This window comes from Methylomonas rhizoryzae (assembly GCF_008632455.1).
Taxonomy (GTDB): Bacteria; Pseudomonadota; Gammaproteobacteria; order Methylococcales; family Methylomonadaceae; genus Methylomonas; species Methylomonas rhizoryzae.
Genome location: NZ_CP043929.1, coordinates 3,147,194 through 3,162,790, shown reverse-complemented (window position 1 = coordinate 3,162,790; position 15,597 = coordinate 3,147,194). Strand labels below are relative to the sequence as shown.

At 53.7% G+C, this 15,597-nt stretch carries 16 protein-coding genes; 11 read left to right on the top strand and 5 right to left on the bottom strand.

Features of this window, described 5'->3' with window-relative positions; genetic code table 11:
• The first annotated feature begins 51 nt into the window (after positions 1 to 51).
• On the top strand, positions 52 to 369 hold the full coding sequence (locus F1E05_RS14120) for an H-NS histone family protein (protein ID WP_150049530.1): 318 nt from the start codon (positions 52 to 54) through the stop codon (positions 367 to 369).
• Here the strand turns inward: F1E05_RS14120 and F1E05_RS14115 are convergent.
• From F1E05_RS14115 to F1E05_RS14105, 3 genes are read right to left on the bottom strand one after another with little or no spacing between them, the layout of a single operon-like run.
• Entirely contained in the window at positions 362 to 1,150 is a 789-nt protein-coding gene (locus F1E05_RS14115) for an alpha/beta fold hydrolase (protein WP_150049528.1), read from the bottom strand. The two genes, F1E05_RS14120 and F1E05_RS14115, sit on opposite strands and share 8 nt — an antisense overlap.
• Complete coding sequence (locus F1E05_RS14110) at positions 1,143 to 2,147, bottom strand: M14 family zinc carboxypeptidase (protein ID WP_150049526.1); 1,005 nt, start codon at positions 2,145 to 2,147, stop codon at positions 1,143 to 1,145. Before F1E05_RS14110 ends, F1E05_RS14115 begins: the two co-directional genes overlap by 8 nt.
• A gap of 16 nt (positions 2,148 to 2,163) precedes the next feature.
• Complete coding sequence (locus F1E05_RS14105) at positions 2,164 to 3,882, bottom strand: lysophospholipid acyltransferase family protein (RefSeq protein WP_150049524.1); 1,719 nt, start codon at positions 3,880 to 3,882, stop codon at positions 2,164 to 2,166.
• A gap of 554 nt (positions 3,883 to 4,436) precedes the next feature.
• Here F1E05_RS14105 and F1E05_RS14100 point away from each other — a divergent pair.
• The 8 genes from F1E05_RS14100 to lipA all read left to right on the top strand — a co-directional run bounded on the left by F1E05_RS14100 (position 4,437) and on the right by lipA (position 11,398).
• Positions 4,437 to 5,360, top strand: coding sequence for a VPLPA-CTERM sorting domain-containing protein (locus F1E05_RS14100; RefSeq protein ID WP_150049522.1), 924 nt, complete (start codon positions 4,437 to 4,439; stop codon positions 5,358 to 5,360).
• 272 nt (positions 5,361 to 5,632) lie between these two features.
• Positions 5,633 to 6,901: a lipid IV(A) 3-deoxy-D-manno-octulosonic acid transferase gene (gene waaA / locus F1E05_RS14095; protein ID WP_150049520.1), complete on the top strand. Its 1,269-nt coding sequence runs from the start codon at positions 5,633 to 5,635 to the stop codon at positions 6,899 to 6,901.
• Between the two features lie 60 nt (positions 6,902 to 6,961).
• Positions 6,962 to 7,465, top strand: a complete 504-nt coding sequence (locus tag F1E05_RS14090; RefSeq protein WP_150049518.1) for a YqiA/YcfP family alpha/beta fold hydrolase — start codon at positions 6,962 to 6,964, stop codon at positions 7,463 to 7,465.
• A gap of 91 nt (positions 7,466 to 7,556) precedes the next feature.
• The gene (locus F1E05_RS14085; RefSeq protein ID WP_232056657.1) at positions 7,557 to 8,723 is read left to right on the top strand and encodes a D-alanyl-D-alanine carboxypeptidase family protein; all 1,167 of its coding nucleotides are present in this window, start codon (positions 7,557 to 7,559) and stop codon (positions 8,721 to 8,723) included.
• A complete protein-coding gene (locus tag F1E05_RS14080) occupies positions 8,723 to 9,562 on the top strand; it encodes a D-amino acid aminotransferase (RefSeq protein ID WP_150049514.1) in 840 nt (279 codons plus the stop codon). The genes F1E05_RS14085 and F1E05_RS14080 overlap by 1 nt, the downstream gene beginning before the upstream one ends.
• Entirely contained in the window at positions 9,559 to 9,825 is a 267-nt protein-coding gene (locus F1E05_RS14075; protein ID WP_150049512.1) for a YbeD family protein, read from the top strand. The genes F1E05_RS14080 and F1E05_RS14075 overlap by 4 nt, the downstream gene beginning before the upstream one ends.
• A gap of 5 nt (positions 9,826 to 9,830) precedes the next feature.
• Complete coding sequence (lipB, locus tag F1E05_RS14070) at positions 9,831 to 10,445, top strand: lipoyl(octanoyl) transferase LipB (protein ID WP_150049510.1); 615 nt, start codon at positions 9,831 to 9,833, stop codon at positions 10,443 to 10,445.
• Positions 10,442 to 11,398 carry a lipoyl synthase gene (gene lipA, locus F1E05_RS14065; protein WP_150049509.1) on the top strand — a complete coding sequence of 319 codons (957 nt, stop codon included), beginning with the start codon at positions 10,442 to 10,444 and terminating at the stop codon, positions 11,396 to 11,398. The genes lipB and lipA overlap by 4 nt, the downstream gene beginning before the upstream one ends.
• Here the strand turns inward: lipA and rsgA are convergent.
• Together rsgA and F1E05_RS14055 are read right to left on the bottom strand one after the other, a co-directional pair.
• Positions 11,395 to 12,288 (bottom strand): ribosome small subunit-dependent GTPase A, encoded by an 894-nt coding sequence (gene rsgA, locus F1E05_RS14060; RefSeq protein ID WP_150049507.1) that lies wholly within the window; start codon positions 12,286 to 12,288, stop codon positions 11,395 to 11,397. The genes lipA and rsgA overlap by 4 nt on opposite strands.
• Complete coding sequence (locus F1E05_RS14055; RefSeq protein ID WP_150049505.1) at positions 12,288 to 13,538, bottom strand: M48 family metallopeptidase; 1,251 nt, start codon at positions 13,536 to 13,538, stop codon at positions 12,288 to 12,290. Before F1E05_RS14055 ends, rsgA begins: the two co-directional genes overlap by 1 nt.
• A gap of 91 nt (positions 13,539 to 13,629) precedes the next feature.
• Here F1E05_RS14055 and orn point away from each other — a divergent pair, with 91 nt between their 5' ends.
• Together orn and serS are read left to right on the top strand one after the other, a co-directional pair.
• Positions 13,630 to 14,175 (top strand): oligoribonuclease, encoded by a 546-nt coding sequence (gene orn / locus F1E05_RS14050; protein ID WP_150049503.1) that lies wholly within the window; start codon positions 13,630 to 13,632, stop codon positions 14,173 to 14,175.
• An 80-nt stretch (positions 14,176 to 14,255) separates the two neighbouring features.
• Entirely contained in the window at positions 14,256 to 15,527 is a 1,272-nt protein-coding gene (gene serS, locus F1E05_RS14045; RefSeq protein WP_150049501.1) for a serine--tRNA ligase, read from the top strand.
• Positions 15,528 to 15,597: the final 70 nt, after the last annotated feature.

Sequence of the window (15,597 nt, the reverse complement as noted above, 5' to 3'; positions counted from 1 at the left end):
AATTAAAAGCGGTGATATAATTAAGGCGCTTTTTAATTTAATGGGGAAAATATGACTGATTTTAACAATCTCTCTGAAGCGGAAATTCAAGCACTGATCGATAATGCCGAAAGAGCTTTAAAGGAGCGGATGAACAGCAAGCGTAAGGAAGTTTTAGCGCAAATTAAGGAACTTGCGGCGTCAATTGGCGTGACTGTTGAAATTGGCGAAAGCGATAAAAGGTCGGAAAGGAAAGGCAGCAAAGTGGCGGCTAAATACCGTAATCCGGCCGATGCTTCTCAAACTTGGACGGGTCGCGGTCTGGCGCCGAAATGGATGCAGGAATTGCTGGCTGCCGGCAGAGACAAAGCCGAGTTCGAAATCAACTAGCCGCAGCTTCGGTTTGCAGTTTCCGCAACCAGGCTTGAAGTGTGTTAACCACCCACGGGCCGTCGTCCGAAGTTAAATCGTGGCCGCCCCAAAGGTGGGTTTCCAACTGTAATTGCCAGCGTCGTTGAATCGCTGCCGAGCAATCCGGGTCGACCAAACGGTCGCCCCGGCTGTTTAACAACAGTATCGGGCTCTGCGGTTTCCGCGCGTCGGGCCGGTAGCTCGCAGCAGCGGCCAGTTGTCGCAGACTGTTGAGTCGGCTGATGGGGCGGGCGCGGTGTATTTGCTCCCAGCGCTCGGCGAGCGCATGGTGTTTCTCGTTCAAATTGGTCACTCGGCGTACGATAGTCAGCTCACGCTGCAGTGGGTCTTGCAGCGTTAGTAACTTAAACAGTTCCGGGTAGTTGCGCCAGTGCATTCGCTTATAAAACGGGCTTAGCGATGCCAGGCTCACGTTGATCAAGGCGCCGGCGCATATATCCTCGGGATGCTTGAGCATCCATTCCCAGGCAATCATGCCGCCCATGGACAAGGCCAGCACGGTTAAGGGTTGCTGCATCAGATTCTGACGGATCGCTTGTCGCCTTACTGCGTCCGTAATATCCGCTATGGTCATGGGACAACTTTCCGAATTGCGGTTGCCGCTCCCGGGTAAATCCAGGGTCGAGATTTTCGATTGCGGAAACGCTTGCCGCAGCAACTCGGGGAAATCGCCCCAATGCGCCGACTCCCTGGACAAGCCACGCAGCAACAGCCAATGTTTTCCGTAAGCGTCACGCATACCAAGTCTCCCATGCCGCGCGGCGGTTGTCGACGCGCTGATCGTGAGTTTGTTCGGCCCATTTAGTCGGGGATAATAAACAGCGGTGCAAAAATTCGAACAAGGTGAAATGGCGACGCAAGATGCGCTGTTGCCTATGCGGTAGCAAAGGGTGAAACAGGCCGTGACGCTGAAACAAGTGCAAAGGGCTTTTGCGCAACCACAACCAGGAGCCCATTTCCAAGGTCAACGGTAAGAACAAGCGGCCGGCTTGGGGCGAGGATTTGAAACTGTCGTATAGATAATCCCAGAGGTCGCCGTTAATCACGTATTCTTCGCTCATCGGCTCTATGCGATAGACGTGGTGAGGAAAACAATGATCGAATAAATTTTTCAGCGCGTAAGCTTCGGCTATGTCGGGAAAGGGTTCGCGGCAGGAAGCATAAGGAAACCACAAACGGTCGCGAATGCCGAAACCGGAATGCAAATCCAAGACTATGGACAGTTCGGCCTCGAACAAATAGCGCCGCACCACCTCGCACAGGGCTTCGGCTTCGGTTTCCATGCGGGATGCGTCGCCGCGGTACCACGGTAGCCAAGGCGTTAAGCGGTGGCCGCTATACAACTTGGTATTGCCTTGACCTTCGATAGGCGCGTTGCGCATCAAATCGACCCCGTTACCGTTGGCGCGGGTGCCGCGGTAAACGCCGACCGGGTTGACGATGGGCACAAACACCAGGCGGGATTCGGCCAGACGCCGTTGTAATTCCCGGTCCCATTCCAGCATTTCGATCAAGGTCTGCAAGTAAGACAATATGACTTCCGATCCTATCTTTTCCAGCCCGTGCACGCCGCCGAAAAAGCCTAGGGTAGGCGCTTGCGGCTGCAACGTCCCTAACACAATCGCGTAAACCGGGAAATCGTGACCCTGCCAACGGATGCGGGTCAGGGTTTCGATGCGGGCATGGCCATCCAAGCGCTCCAATAGCGATTCGAGTTGGGCTAATTCCTGGAACACCGGGCTATTAGGGCTATTAGTGTAAAGAGGTTTCGATGTAACGCTGCCGCTTTTTCGGTGCGATTTTGTCTATTTCCACCATGATCAAACTATCGATGCAGTTGTTAAAGTCGGGGTCTATGTTGAAATCGATGAAGTGGCAGCCTTTGTCCACGCACAATTCGACATATTGCTTGTACAAGGTAGGCACTTTGACTCCCAGTTTTTTTAACTCACTGTTTAAAACCTTAAAGCTGGTCGAATAGTCGGCCGCAAATTCCTGGGCGGCGAATTGCCGGCATTGTTCGGACAGCAAAAAGGGTTGCTTGGCTTTGGCACTGGGTAGCTCGCTACCGAATTGTTGTCGGTAGAATCCAATGATCAGTTCCTTGGCCAATTGCGGGTAGGCATTGCTGATGCTAACCGGGCCGAATAAATATTTGATGTCCGGTTGCTCGCGTAGATAAGCGCCGATGCCGTACCACAAATAGTCCAAGCTATGCTGTCCCCAATAGCGCGGTTGCACGAAGCTGCGGCCCAACTCCAGACTGTTGGGCAAGAAGCGGGCGAATTCGCTGGTCAAATCGAATAAGGTACTGGTATAGAAACCGTCTATGCCGTGGCTTGCCATGATTTTCGGGCCTTCGCCTATCCGATACGCGCCGACGATTTCCAAGTCGTTTTCGTCCCACAGTACCAAGTGGCTGTAATAGACGTCGAATTTGTCGATATCGGTAGGCGTGCCGGTGCCTTCCTCGACGGTACGAAAGGTTAATTCCCGCAAGCGGCCGATTTCCTGCATTACCGGGCAATCATCTTGAAATTGGTATAAGAAGATTTTTTTTCTATCGCGGGTTTCGCCTAACAGGCGCGATTGGTACAAGGCTTTTTTGATCGCTTTGGCGTCGGCCGGGTGCTGAACGGCTTCAAAGGTTTCGAATAAGGCAAGTTTGTTTTTCTTGCCCAAATTCAACACGTGCTTGCGAAATGTTTGGCAAAGCTGCTTGTCGCTCTGATCGCTGTTGACTATGGCTTGGTAGGGAATCGGCGCGCCGACTTTGATTTTGATCTCCTGGCCGTTTTTGTTAAACATTTCTTTGACCAATAGCATGGTGCCTAACGGTTTGTACAAGGTGGACATGCTGTAGAACAACGCCGAATTCTTGGCCTGCAGGTGTACCGGCAAAATGGGGCAGCGGGTTTTCTTCGCCAGTTTGATGAATCCGCTTTGCCATTTGCCGTCGCGTATGCCTTTGGGGGTGATGCGCGATACTTCGCCGGCCGGGAACATAATTAAGGCTTGTTCGCTTTCCAAGGCGTCCAGCATGGCTTTATAACTTTCTTTGAAGGCTTTCTTTTCGCTCAATACGTCCACCGGCAAAAATACCGATTGCAACGGTTCCATGTAAGTCAATACCCGATTGGCGACGATGCGCACGTCCGGTCTAACGGAACGGATCAACTTGACTAAAGCCAAGCCGTCCAAGGTGCCTATGGGATGGTTGGCGACAATCAACAAGCGGCCTTCGGCCGGGATGTTGTTATAGGAGCTGCTGCTGACTTGGTAGCTGAAATCGAAATAATTCAATAATTTGTCCAAGAACGCATAACCGCGTAAATGCTGGTTTTTGCGGATGACGTTGTTGAAATCGTCTTCGTGCAACAGTTTTCGCAACGTTTTGATCACTAACTTGTTGTGTTTTCCCCAATTAGCGTCCGGATAGGTTTCTTGCAAAATGCGTTCGGCATCGATCATGAATGGTGGGTCCAAATAAAAACTAAAAATCAGGCATACGGATTGAGCGGAGTAAAGCCGTAAGCGCTAGAAGTGATTCAGGAATAGCAGGGCTTTAAAGCGCGGCAAAATCAGCATTTGTCACCGTTGCGAATCTGCGGCGGGTATGGCGCCAAGCAAGGGATGCACGGGCTCCGCTTGCTGGTTGCCGCTGAATTCGATAACGCGGCGGATTTTCCGGTTTGGGGGTGAATGGGTAACGCGCATGCTTAAGTCCTTACATCGATCTGCGCTACAGCGTATTGCAGCAATGTGACAGCAATATGACCGCTGGCGGCTAAAACTCGCTGCCGGCGGCTAGCGCTGTTTGTAAAGTAAGCTGTGTTATTTGCCCGGATTTTAGTGCGGGAAATCACCTATTCGGCTTGGGGGGTAAGGTTCTGGCATGGCTTGGAAGCCGCGCCGCATAGGTATAAATCACTTGGCATAAGGGTTGCGTTATCCGTAGCGCTAAGCAATGGCCGCAGTATCGAACGAATTGGCCCTGTACGCGTAACACATTTGTAGGAATCCATATGACCAATACTACTTTAGCGAAAGCTATCTCCACTCTGATCGCCGGCACCGCGCTGGTCTGCACCAGCGGCTCCGCTGCAGCTTCGACCACCATGTATAACACCTTTACCACCACCGCCAAGAGCGCAACCGACGGTTGGACGCGAATCGCCGATAGCAACGGTGACGGTTACGGTACCGGACCGGAAAGCAAAGGTAACTCCGGCTTGATCCTGCCTTGGGCGGGTACTACCGGTAATAAACTGCCGTTCGACTATACCGGTTCTTCGCATTTGAATTGGGCGGTACAGCTCAGCGGTGAAGGCGATACGGCGCAAATCTCCGGCGCCGATTCCATGGCAAGATACGGATTCGACGCGGAAATCGATACCGGCGGCGGCGCGTGGCGCGATACCGGATTAGACGGCAACGGCAATCCGACCGCGACCGGACCCACCGGTTGGAAACATCAAACAGACATCGGTCTGATTTCGTCGGACGTGACGCAATGGGTTACGATCAACCTGACGGCATTGAGCCAGCTGCAATCGCCAACCTACAGCCAGTTCGGCGTCACGGTTTTCGAAGGCATGGACACCAATACCGGCGATTACGTGCATCACGGTTCTTGGAATAACGCCTCCAAGCCTTACACCTTGGACAATCCGTTCGGAACTACCGGCTTAACCAATATCGGCTATAGCGACAACGTCGACGCGGTTGCCGGATTCACCTTCCTGGCGCAAGCCGGGCAGATTTACACCATTTATCTCGGCGGGGTGGATTTCTCCAGATGGAACGCCGGGGTAGATAACTACCGCATGGATATTACGACCGCGCTGACCGCGCCGGTGCCGCTACCCGCAGCCGCGTGGCTGTTCGGTAGCGCTTTTGCGGGTTTGTTAGGTTTTAGCGGACGTAAAAAAGCGCGCTTGTCCGCTTAACTACGATCGTTGACGGGCCGGCTCAACCGGCCTTCAGGAAGGCTCGACGGAATGGTCAGGACGACCGCCAGGGATGGCTTTGTTAAATTGGTTATCTGCCCGCTTTAGCCTCGGCTTGAATGGTCTCTCGTGTTCAAGTCGGGCTTTTTTTCTCGAATCGATATAAAGTCCTGTCGGCAAACCCATTAAGTCCTTGCGCTGAGCGAACCGGATGCGGGTTTGTTACAATCGTTTTCCGGTTTGCATTTCCTGAAGACACTCCACGAGCTTTTATGCTTAGGCTTTATACCTGCTTATTTACCCTAGCCTTGCCGCTAATCTTAGCTCGCTTGTATTGGCGCGGATTCAAGGCGCCTGCCTATCGGGAGCGTTGGGCGGAGCGTCTGGGCATTTACCGCGGTCCCGCACGCGGACCTACGCTTTGGTTTCATTGCGTATCGGTGGGAGAGGCGGAAGCCGCGTTTCCTTTAATACGCCTGCTGCAGGCCGAATTGCCTGCCTTGCCCCTAGTCGTGACGACGACGACGCCGACCGGATCCGCTCGAATCAAAGCCGTATTGGGCGATAGCGTCGAGCACGTGTATCTGCCTTACGATCTGCCTTGGATAATCACCGGGTTTTTACGGCATTTTCGCCCGCGCCTCGCGGTGTTCATGGAAAAAGAACTTTGGCCGAATATCTGTGCCGCTTGCCGTCGGCGCGCCGTGCCCCTGTTCATCGTCAATGCCCGCTTGTCGGCTCGCTCCGCGGCAGCCTATCGCAAAATGCCGAGTTTAAGCCAATCTGCACTGGCCACGGTGGCGGGAATCGCTTGCCAGACCCAGGCCGATAGGCAAAATTTCCTGCAAATCGGCGCTTTGGCCGATAACACTGCGGTTTTGGGTAATTTGAAGTTCGATGTGTCGATAGACGCCGAGGTGATAGAAAAAGGTCGCCAGCTAAAACGTAGCGAATTCAAAGGTCGCTTCGTTTGGATATTGGCCAGCACGCATCAAGACGAGGAAGCGCAGTTGATGCACCTCTATCCCAGACTGAAGCGGGAAATTCCCGAATTGCTGTTAATGATCGCTCCGCGGCATCCCGAGCGTTTCCACGCCGTCGAGCGGGTGGCGCAGGAACAGGGGCTGGCGGTGGTGACGCGCAGTTCGGCGCGAACCGTAGCGGCCGAAACTGACGTGTACTTGGCCGATAGCATGGGCGAACTGAAAATGTTGTACGCCGCGGCGGATGTTGCCTTCGTCGGCGGTAGTCTGGTGCCGGTAGGCGGGCATAACGTATTGGAACCGGCGTTGGTGGGCGTTCCGGTGTTGTTCGGCATGCAGATGTTTAACTTCCAGGATATCGCCGAACGATTGTTGGCCGAGCAGGCGGTCGTGCAATGTGCGGATGCTCAGCAACTGGCCGCCGCCGTTTTGCGGATTTACCGGGACGCCGATTACCGCGATAAACTGGCCGCGACCGCCAAGGCTTTTGTGCTGCGCAACCAAGGCGCCACTCGCCGGGTCGCCGATTTGTTAATCGCCCGCTTGCGTGGCAATTGAGGCAATCCGAGCGGAGCAGGGTAGGGCGAGAGGTTCATTAATCATCATTAGGCGGTCGCTATGCAAAATTTGGTGATTTACAATCACGGCAAGGACAGCATTCCGTGGGGCGAAAAAGCCTTGGCCCTGGCGAGCATCGCCAAGACGCACGGATATGCGTTTATCAGCCCGGATTATCAAGTCAGCAATGATCCCGACTGGCGGGTGCGGCAGTTGCTGAATATGGATTTGTCCGGTTACGAGCGTATCGTGCTGGCGGGATCCAGCATGGGCGCTTACGTCGCCACAGTGGCGGCGACGCACATCAAGCCCGCAGGATTATTTCTAATCGCGCCGGCCTTCTATCTGCCGGGCTATACCTGCCAAACCTTCGAACCCTATACGTCGCGAATAGAAGTTTTTCACGGCTGGCAAGACGAGGTGGTACCGCCGGAGCACGCCTGGCGATTCTGTCGGACCCACCGCGCGGTGTTGCATATGTTGGATGCCGATCATCGCTTGCTCGCTGTATTGCCGCAAATGGCCGAGGCTTTCGGGCGGTTTTTAATCGCCTGTACGGCTTAAATTAAGGGTTTTAAAGCTGGCGCGGCACGTCCGCTGTTATGGGGGTGGGCCGCTACGGTGTTACAATGCAAATTCTCGGAACGACTAACCAATGGTAATCATGAAGTTGTCTTTGTCTTCAGCGGCTGCATTTTTTCTGGGCCTGTTATTTTTGTTATCCGCGCCGGCTCGGGCCGCCGGTCCGGCTTTTACTCCCGCTCCGCCTAGCATTGCCGGCAGCAGTTACTTTTTGATGGATTTCAACAGCAGCCGTGTGTTAGCCGAAAAAGATCCGGATAAACGGGTATCCCCGGCAAGTTTGACCAAGATCATGACGGTTTACGTGGTGTTTCGCGAACTGAAATCCGGCCATCTGACCCTGGACGAAAAAGTGACCGTCAGTCAAAACGCCTGGCAGACCGGCGGTTCCAAAATGTTTATCGAGGTCAACAAACAAGTCTCGGTGGAAGATTTACTGCAAGGCGTGATCATTCAATCGGGCAACGATGCCAGCGTCGCACTGGCCGAGCACGTGGCCGGCAGCGAGCAAACCTTTGCCGACATGATGAACGAACAAGCGGCGCGCTTGGGCATGGTCAACAGCCACTTCGAGAATGCGACCGGTTTGCCGAGTCCCAACCATTACAGTAGTGCCCACGATCTGGCCTTGCTGGCGCAGGCTGTGATTCGCGACTTTCCGGAATTTTACCGCTGGGATTCGCAAAAAGAATTCACTTATAACGGTATCACTCAAACCAACCGGAATTTGCTGTTGTGGCGCGACGCGTCGGTGGACGGCTTGAAAACCGGTTTCACCGACGATGCCGGCTATTGCATGGTGGCGTCCGCCAAGCGGGAGGACATGCGCTTGATTTCGGTGGTCATGGGTACTGCCAGTCCCAATGCGCGGGCTAACGAAAGCCAATCGCTGTTGAACTACGGTTTTCGGTTTTTCGAAACGCATAGGTTGTATCAAGCCGGTACCCCGTTAACCGAAACCCGGGTGCGCAAAGGCGAAAAATCCCTGTTGCCGGTTGGGGTGGGTGAGGACGTCTACGTCACTGCTCCGCGCAAGCATTTCAACGAATTAAAACCGGAAAGCCAATTGGATAAAGTGGTGATAGCACCGTTGAAAAAAGGCGACACGGTCGGCAGCTTGATAGTCACTTTAAACGGCGAAACCGTGTTGACCAAACCGTTGGTAGCCATGGAAGATGTCGCTGAAGGCAGCTTTTTCCGCCGATTGTACGACGCCGCTTTGGTATTTTTGGAGCGTTGATGAGCGATACCGTCTATTTGAACGGCGAATATTTGCCGTTGGCCCAGGCCAAAGTGTCGGTACTCGATCGCGGCTTTTTGTTCGGAGACGGCATTTACGAAGTGATTCCGGTATATCGCGGCCGCCTGTTTCGCTTGGAGGAACACGTCACTCGTTTGAATAACAGCTTGCGGGCGATACGGTTGGAGCTTACCAAAACCGCGACGGAATGGCAGGCGATTTTTCAGCCGCTGTTGGAACAGGACAAAGACCAGTCCGTCTACTTGCAAATTACCCGCGGATACGCACCCAAGCGAGATCACGGATTTCCGCATCCTATGGTACCGACCATATTCGCGATGTGTAACGAGATCAAAGCCTTTCCGGGGCGGGTAGCGGGAATTAAAGCGATTACCGTGGACGATATTCGCTGGCAGTTATGCCATGTCAAAGCGATTACCTTGTTGGCCAACATCTTGATGCGGCAAGAAGCTTTGGATCAGGACTGCGAAGAAGCGATTTTGGTACGTAACGGTTATGTCACCGAAGGCGCTGCCAGCAATTTGTTTGCGGTGATCGATGGGGAATTGATCACGCCGCCCAAGAACCACGAAATTTTGTCAGGCATTACCCGCGACGTGATTTTGGAATTGGCCGCGGCTAACAGTATCGCTTACCGGGAGGACGTTATCGCCGTCGAAGCCCTGCAAGATGCCAGCGAAGTATGGGTGGCAAGCTCCACCCGGGAAGTCGTGCCGGTGGTTGAAATCGACGGCATGCCGGTAGGCGACGGCAAACCCGGCCCGCTGTTTTTCCGCATGGATCAATTGTTGCAGCAGTTCAAGCAGTCCTTAGTATGAGCGAAACAGAAAGTTTGCTGGAATTTCCCTGCCGGTTCGCGATAAAGGCGGTCGGTAAGAGCAGCCCGGGCTTCGATGCCGTAGTGGTCGAAATCGTGCGCCGCCACGTGGCCGACATCCACGAAGGCGCGGTCAGCAGTCGTCCGAGTAAAGGCGGCACGTATGTTTCGGTCACCGTCATGATAGAAGCGACCAGCCGTGCGCAATTGGATGCCATTTATCAAGGCTTGGTGGACCATCCCGACGTGTTGATGGCGCTTTAAGCCGGGTGAACGCATCCACTCTGGTCAGGCAATTGGGCTTGACGGATTATCGAACGGTCTGGCAAGACATGCAGCAGTTCACCGACCGGCGCGGTCCCGATAGCAACGATGAAATTTGGGTTACCGAGCATTTGCCGGTCTACACCTTAGGGCTCAACGGCAAGCCGGAACACGTGTTGGCTGCCGGGGATGTGGCATTGGTGCAAAGCGATCGCGGCGGGCAAGTGACTTATCACGGTCCGGGCCAATTGGTGGTTTACCTGTTGGCCGATTTGCGGCGCTTGTCGTGGGGGCCCCGGCGGGCGGTCAGCGTACTGGAACAGGCGATGATTGCGACGCTGGCCCAATACGGAATCAGCGGCGAAGCGCGCGCCGATGCGCCGGGCGTGTATGTGCAGGGACACAAAATCGGCGCCTTAGGACTTAGAATACGGCGTGGCTGTTGCTACCACGGATTGAGTTTGAACAACGCTATGGACTTGACCCCGTTTAGCCGGATCAATCCCTGTGGTTATGTCGGCATGCAAGTCACCCAATTGGCCGATTTAGGCGTGTGCATCAAAACTCACGAACTGGCTGTGCCGGTCGTGCATCATCTGATCGAGGCTATCGAATCATGAAATTGACCGCTCCTTCCCGTTCTACGCCCGACACTCACCAACGCAATGCCGACAAATTGTCGCGAATTCCTATCAGGGTGGAAAAACCCGATAGCGTGCTGCGTAAGCCGGATTGGATTCGGGTGAAATTGCCGAGCGGCGACAAAGTCAATCAGATCAAGCAAACGTTGCGGGAAAATCGCTTGCATACCGTTTGCGAGGAAGCCGCCTGCCCTAACTTGAGCGAGTGTTTCGGGCACGGCACGGCTACTTTCATGATTATGGGTGATTTGTGCACCCGCCGCTGCCCGTTCTGCGACGTGGCACACGGTAGACCGTTGCCCCCGGATCAGGACGAGCCGGCCAATTTGGCAAAAACCGTTGCAGCCCTGGCTTTGAAATACGTGGTAGTCACTTCGGTTAACCGCGACGATTTGCGCGACGGCGGGGCAGGTCATTTTGCCGCCTGCATTGCCGCAATACGCCGGGACAGTCCGCACACCACGGTGGAAATTCTCACCCCGGATTTTCGTGGCCGCTTAGCGGTCGCTTTGCCGATACTGCAGGCTCAGCCGTGCGATGTATTCAACCATAATCTGGAAACCGTACCGCGCTTGTATCCTGAAGCGCGGCCGGGAGCCGACTATCATTGCTCTCTACAATTGTTGCAGGAGCACAAGCGCTTGCTGCCGCAAGTGCCGACCAAATCCGGTTTGATGCTGGGTATAGGCGAGAGCGAAGCCGAAGTGGTCGAGGTGTTACAAGACTTGTTGGCTCACGGTTGCAGCATGTTGACTATCGGCCAGTATTTGCAACCGAGCAAAGCGCATTTAGCGGTTAAAGAATACGTGCATCCCGAACAATTTCGTCGCTACGCGGAGATTGCCTACCGGTTGGGCTTTGCGCAGGTTGCTAGCGCTCCGTTGGTCAGGTCGTCTTACCATGCCGATTTGCAAGCGGCGAAGGTGATTTAGCCGTTGCGGTTAGCCGGCGGCATTTTGTCGCGTAATTTCAGAAAACGCTGATAACGGCTGGCCGAAATGTGTCCGGTATCGACTGCGGAGCGGACCGCGCAGTCTTTGTCGTTGACGTGGCGGCAGTCGTTGAAGCGGCATCGGCCGATAAAGGGTTGGAACTCGCGGTAACCCCAGGCCAGTTGCGCTTCCGACAAACCGGCCAAACCGAAGATCGCCACGCCGGGACTGTCGATGAGATCGCCGCCGCTAGGCAAGTGGTACAGGGTTGCGGCAGTAGTGGTATGGCGGCCGTGGCGGGTGGTTTCCGAGACGCTATTGATTTTTAAACGCTTATCCGGCAGCAAGGCGTTGGTCAGAGACGATTTTCCTACCCCGGATTGACCGGCGAACATGCCGGTTTGGCCGCGAAGCGCATGTCGAATGTGCTCCAGGCCTATTTGTTGGCGGGCGCTCACCCGGAATAGGCGGTAATTCAGGCCGGTATAGGTGTTTAATTCCCGTTCGGTATTTTCGCTCAAACCCAGATCGATTTTATTTAACACCAGTGCCGCGTCGATATTACAGTTTTCGCAGATTGCCAAATATTGGTCCAACAGTAAAAAGTCGCATTCCGGTTCGGCGGCGAATACGATGAATATCGTATCCAGATTGGCGGCCACCGGACGGACTTGATCGCCGCGGCTGGGACGTTGCAGTACCGAACGGCGGGCCACTATCCGTTCGATGCGGCCTTGTTCCGGAGTCTGCTGCGATAGCAGCACTCGGTCGCCGACCACTACGGTATCCAGCTTGCGCAAGGTTTGGCATAACAAGGTACGTTCTCCCACTTCGACGGCAATGCCTTTGCCCAAGTGGGAGACCACCAGCCCTTCGAGCAGGGCCGACATCAGGCGGACTGCATTTTTTGTTCGATGTGGGCGATGCGGATTGCCGCCGGCGGATGGCTATAGTGAAATGCCGAATACAAAGGGTCGGGGGTCAGCGTGCTGGCGTTTTCCTCGTAAAGCTTGACTAGGCCGCTGATCATTTTGCGGCCTTGCGCATGGCGGGTGGCGAATTCGTCGGCTTCGAATTCGAATTTGCGTTGAAAATAGGCGCTGATAGGTTGCATGAAGGTGGTGAACACCGGAGAAACCAGCATAAACAGCAACAAAGCGGCCGCGTTGGATTGAGTGGACACGCCCAGTCCTGCAAAGAACCAGTTTTGACCAATCAGCCAGCCCAGCAGCGCGAAACTGATCAAGGTCATCAGCGACGAGGCGGCCAACATTTTGATCACGTGTTTGCATTTGAAATGGCCTAGTTCGTGCGCTAATACCGCTTCCAGTTCTTCTTCGTCCAAAGACTCCACCAAGGTATCGAAAAACACGATGCGCTTGTTGTTGCCCAAACCGGTGAAATAAGCGTTACCGTGGCCGGAGCGGCGGGAACCGTCCATGATGAAAATACCGTTGCTGTTGAAACCGCAGCGTTGCAACAGATTTTGAATGCGGTCTTTCAAACTGCCGTCCTGCATCGGCGTGAATTTGTTGAATAACGGCGCAATCAAAGTAGGGAACAGCCAGCTCATCAATAGCGAAAAGCTCAGCAGAATGGCCCAGGCGTACAGCCACCACAAACTGCCTATGCTGTCCATGACCCACAAAATCAACGCTAGGATCGGACCGCCCAGGCCCAACGTCAAAGCGATTGATAGAAACTGGTCTTTGACGAACTGGGCCAAGGTATTCTTATTGAAGCCGTATTTTTCCTCGATGACGAAGGTTTGATAGAGGCTGAACGGAATTTCTACGACAGTCATCAGTAAGAAAATGCCGGCCATGGCCAGTAAATCGGCAACCATGGGCGAAAGATCGAAGGTGGACCAGAATTCGAACACCAAACTAATCCCGCCGCCTAGCGTTAATGCCAGTAAGAATAGAATGCCGACGATGCTGTCCAGATCGCCCAGTTTGCTTTTTTCTATCGTATAGTCAGCGGCTTTTTGGTGGGCTGCCAGCGTGACGCGCTCGCAAAAAGCCGGCGGGACCTGTTCGCGGTGTGCGGCGACATAATATTTCTGTCGGGCCGACAGCCAAAAATGCAGACCGTAAGAAATCGCCAGTGCGACCAAGAAAATGACGGTAAAGGTATTCATTAAGCTATATACGATTGTAGGGTTGCGATTAGCGGCACAGATTAGCTAATGCTACAATTTGCCGCAACATCAAAATAAGTAAAGGAAAAAAATGGCTCGGGATGCTGACAACCTGATATGGATAGACCTGGAGATGACCGGGTTGGATCCGGACAATGACCTGATCATCGAAATTGCCACGATAGTGACCGACAAGCAATTGAATATTTTAGCGGAAGGCCCGGTGTTGGCCGTGCATCGAGCGGAAGAAGCCTTGGCGGCTATGGACGATTGGAACCAAAAGCATCACGGCGAATCCGGTTTGATTCAACGCGTTAGGGAATCGCAATTCGACGACGCAAGCGCCGAAGCACAAACTCTAGCGTTTTTGGAGCAATGGTTGCCGGCCCGCGCGTCGCCGATGTGCGGCAATAGTATTTGTCAGGACCGGCGGTTTTTATACCGCTATATGCCGAAATTGGAAACTTTCTTTCACTATCGCAATTTAGACGTGTCGACGGTAAAGGAGTTGGTCGGGCGCTGGGCGCCGCATCTTAAAGACGGCTTGCGTAAACAGGCATCGCATAAGGCTTTGGATGATATTTTGGAATCCATCGCCGAGTTGAAATATTACCGCGAACATTTTTTTCGATACTGAACGCCGGTTTAAGCCGGGATTCGTCAAGCTCGGTGTGCTAGTGCGCGCCGATTAGTTTTTTCAATTACTCAATCAGACTCATGCTAGACCCTCGTTTATTCCGTAGCGAACTGGAACAGGTTCAACAACAATTGGCACGCCGCAAGTTCGCGTTCCAAGCCGACGCGTATTTGGCGTTAGAAACGCGCCGTAAGGACATTCAAGTTAAAACCCAGGACTTACAGAACGAACGCAACAGCCGTTCCAAAGCGATAGGCCAAGCCAAAGCCAAAGGCGAAGATATACAACCCTTGTTGGATCAGGTGCAGGACTTGGGCGATCAGTTAAAAGCCGCCGAATCGGAATTGGCTGACCTGCAAAACCGCTTGAATGCGCTGATGGAAGGCATTCCCAACATATTGGACGTCTCGGTGCCGGACGGTAACAGCGAGCAAGACAATATAGAAGTCAGTCGCTGGGGCGAATTGCCGCAGTTCGATTTTCAGCCGAAAGATCACGTCGATTTAGGCGAGCCTTTAGGGATGAATTTCGAGTTGGGGGCCAAGATTGCCAGCGCCCGCTTTGTCGTGTTGGCCGGACCATTAGCCACCTTGCAGCGCGCGATTATTCAGCTGATGCTGGATACTCATGTCAACGAACACGGCTATCAGGAAACCTACGTGCCGTTTATGGCTAACGCCGACAGCTTGCGCGGTACAGGACAGTTGCCCAAGTTCGAAGCGGATTTGTTCACGGTCAAGAACGACCCGACTTTTTACCTGATCCCGACCGCCGAAGTACCGGTGACCAATATTGTTAGGGATGTAATCGTCGACGCCAAACAGATGCCTTTGAAATTTGTCTGCCACACTCCGTGTTTTCGCAGTGAAGCCGGTGCTTACGGCAGCGATGTGCGTGGCATGATACGTCAGCACCAGTTTGAGAAAGTGGAACTGGTACAGATCACGACGCCTGAGCAGTCTGAAAGCGCTCACGAAGAACTGACAGGACATGCGGAAGCGATTTTGCGCAAGTTGAATCTTCCTTACCGCAAGGTATTGCTGTGCGCTGGAGATACCGGGTTTTCTTCCGCTAAAACCTACGATTTGGAAGTCTGGTTGCCCGGTCAGCAAAAATACCGGGAAATATCGTCCTGCAGCAACTTCAAGGATTTCCAAGCCCGCCGCCTGCAAGCGCGCTGGCGCAATCCGGCAAGCGGTAAACCGGAATTGGTGCATACCTTGAATGGCTCTGGGTTGGCCGCCGGGCGAACCTTGATCGCCGTGCTGGAAAATTACCAGAACGCGGATGGTTCGATTAGCGTACCCGAAGCATTACGCCCTTACCTGGGTGGTTTGGCGACGATTCGTTAATCGCCCGGATTTTATTTTCAATACTGTGAAAATGGTTTTGGGTCGAAATCGTTTTGCAGTATCATGCCCT

Coding starts and splice junctions, on each gene's coding strand:
- F1E05_RS14090 (WP_150049518.1), top strand. CDS start 6,962: ATGCAAAATTTGGTGATTTACAATCACGGCAAGGACAGCATTCCGTGG.
- F1E05_RS14055 (WP_150049505.1), bottom strand. CDS start 13,538: ATGAATACCTTTACCGTCATTTTCTTGGTCGCACTGGCGATTTCTTAC.
- F1E05_RS14085 (WP_232056657.1), top strand. CDS start 7,557: ATGGTAATCATGAAGTTGTCTTTGTCTTCAGCGGCTGCATTTTTTCTG.
- orn (WP_150049503.1), top strand. CDS start 13,630: ATGGCTCGGGATGCTGACAACCTGATATGGATAGACCTGGAGATGACC.
- lipA (WP_150049509.1), top strand. CDS start 10,442: ATGAAATTGACCGCTCCTTCCCGTTCTACGCCCGACACTCACCAACGC.
- rsgA (WP_150049507.1), bottom strand. CDS start 12,288: ATGTCGGCCCTGCTCGAAGGGCTGGTGGTCTCCCACTTGGGCAAAGGC.
- serS (WP_150049501.1), top strand. CDS start 14,256: ATGCTAGACCCTCGTTTATTCCGTAGCGAACTGGAACAGGTTCAACAA.
- waaA (WP_150049520.1), top strand. CDS start 5,633: ATGCTTAGGCTTTATACCTGCTTATTTACCCTAGCCTTGCCGCTAATC.
- F1E05_RS14115 (WP_150049528.1), bottom strand. CDS start 1,150: ATGCGTGACGCTTACGGAAAACATTGGCTGTTGCTGCGTGGCTTGTCC.
- F1E05_RS14105 (WP_150049524.1), bottom strand. CDS start 3,882: ATGATCGATGCCGAACGCATTTTGCAAGAAACCTATCCGGACGCTAAT.
- F1E05_RS14100 (WP_150049522.1), top strand. CDS start 4,437: ATGACCAATACTACTTTAGCGAAAGCTATCTCCACTCTGATCGCCGGC.
- F1E05_RS14080 (WP_150049514.1), top strand. CDS start 8,723: ATGAGCGATACCGTCTATTTGAACGGCGAATATTTGCCGTTGGCCCAG.
- F1E05_RS14120 (WP_150049530.1), top strand. CDS start 52: ATGACTGATTTTAACAATCTCTCTGAAGCGGAAATTCAAGCACTGATC.
- F1E05_RS14075 (WP_150049512.1), top strand. CDS start 9,559: ATGAGCGAAACAGAAAGTTTGCTGGAATTTCCCTGCCGGTTCGCGATA.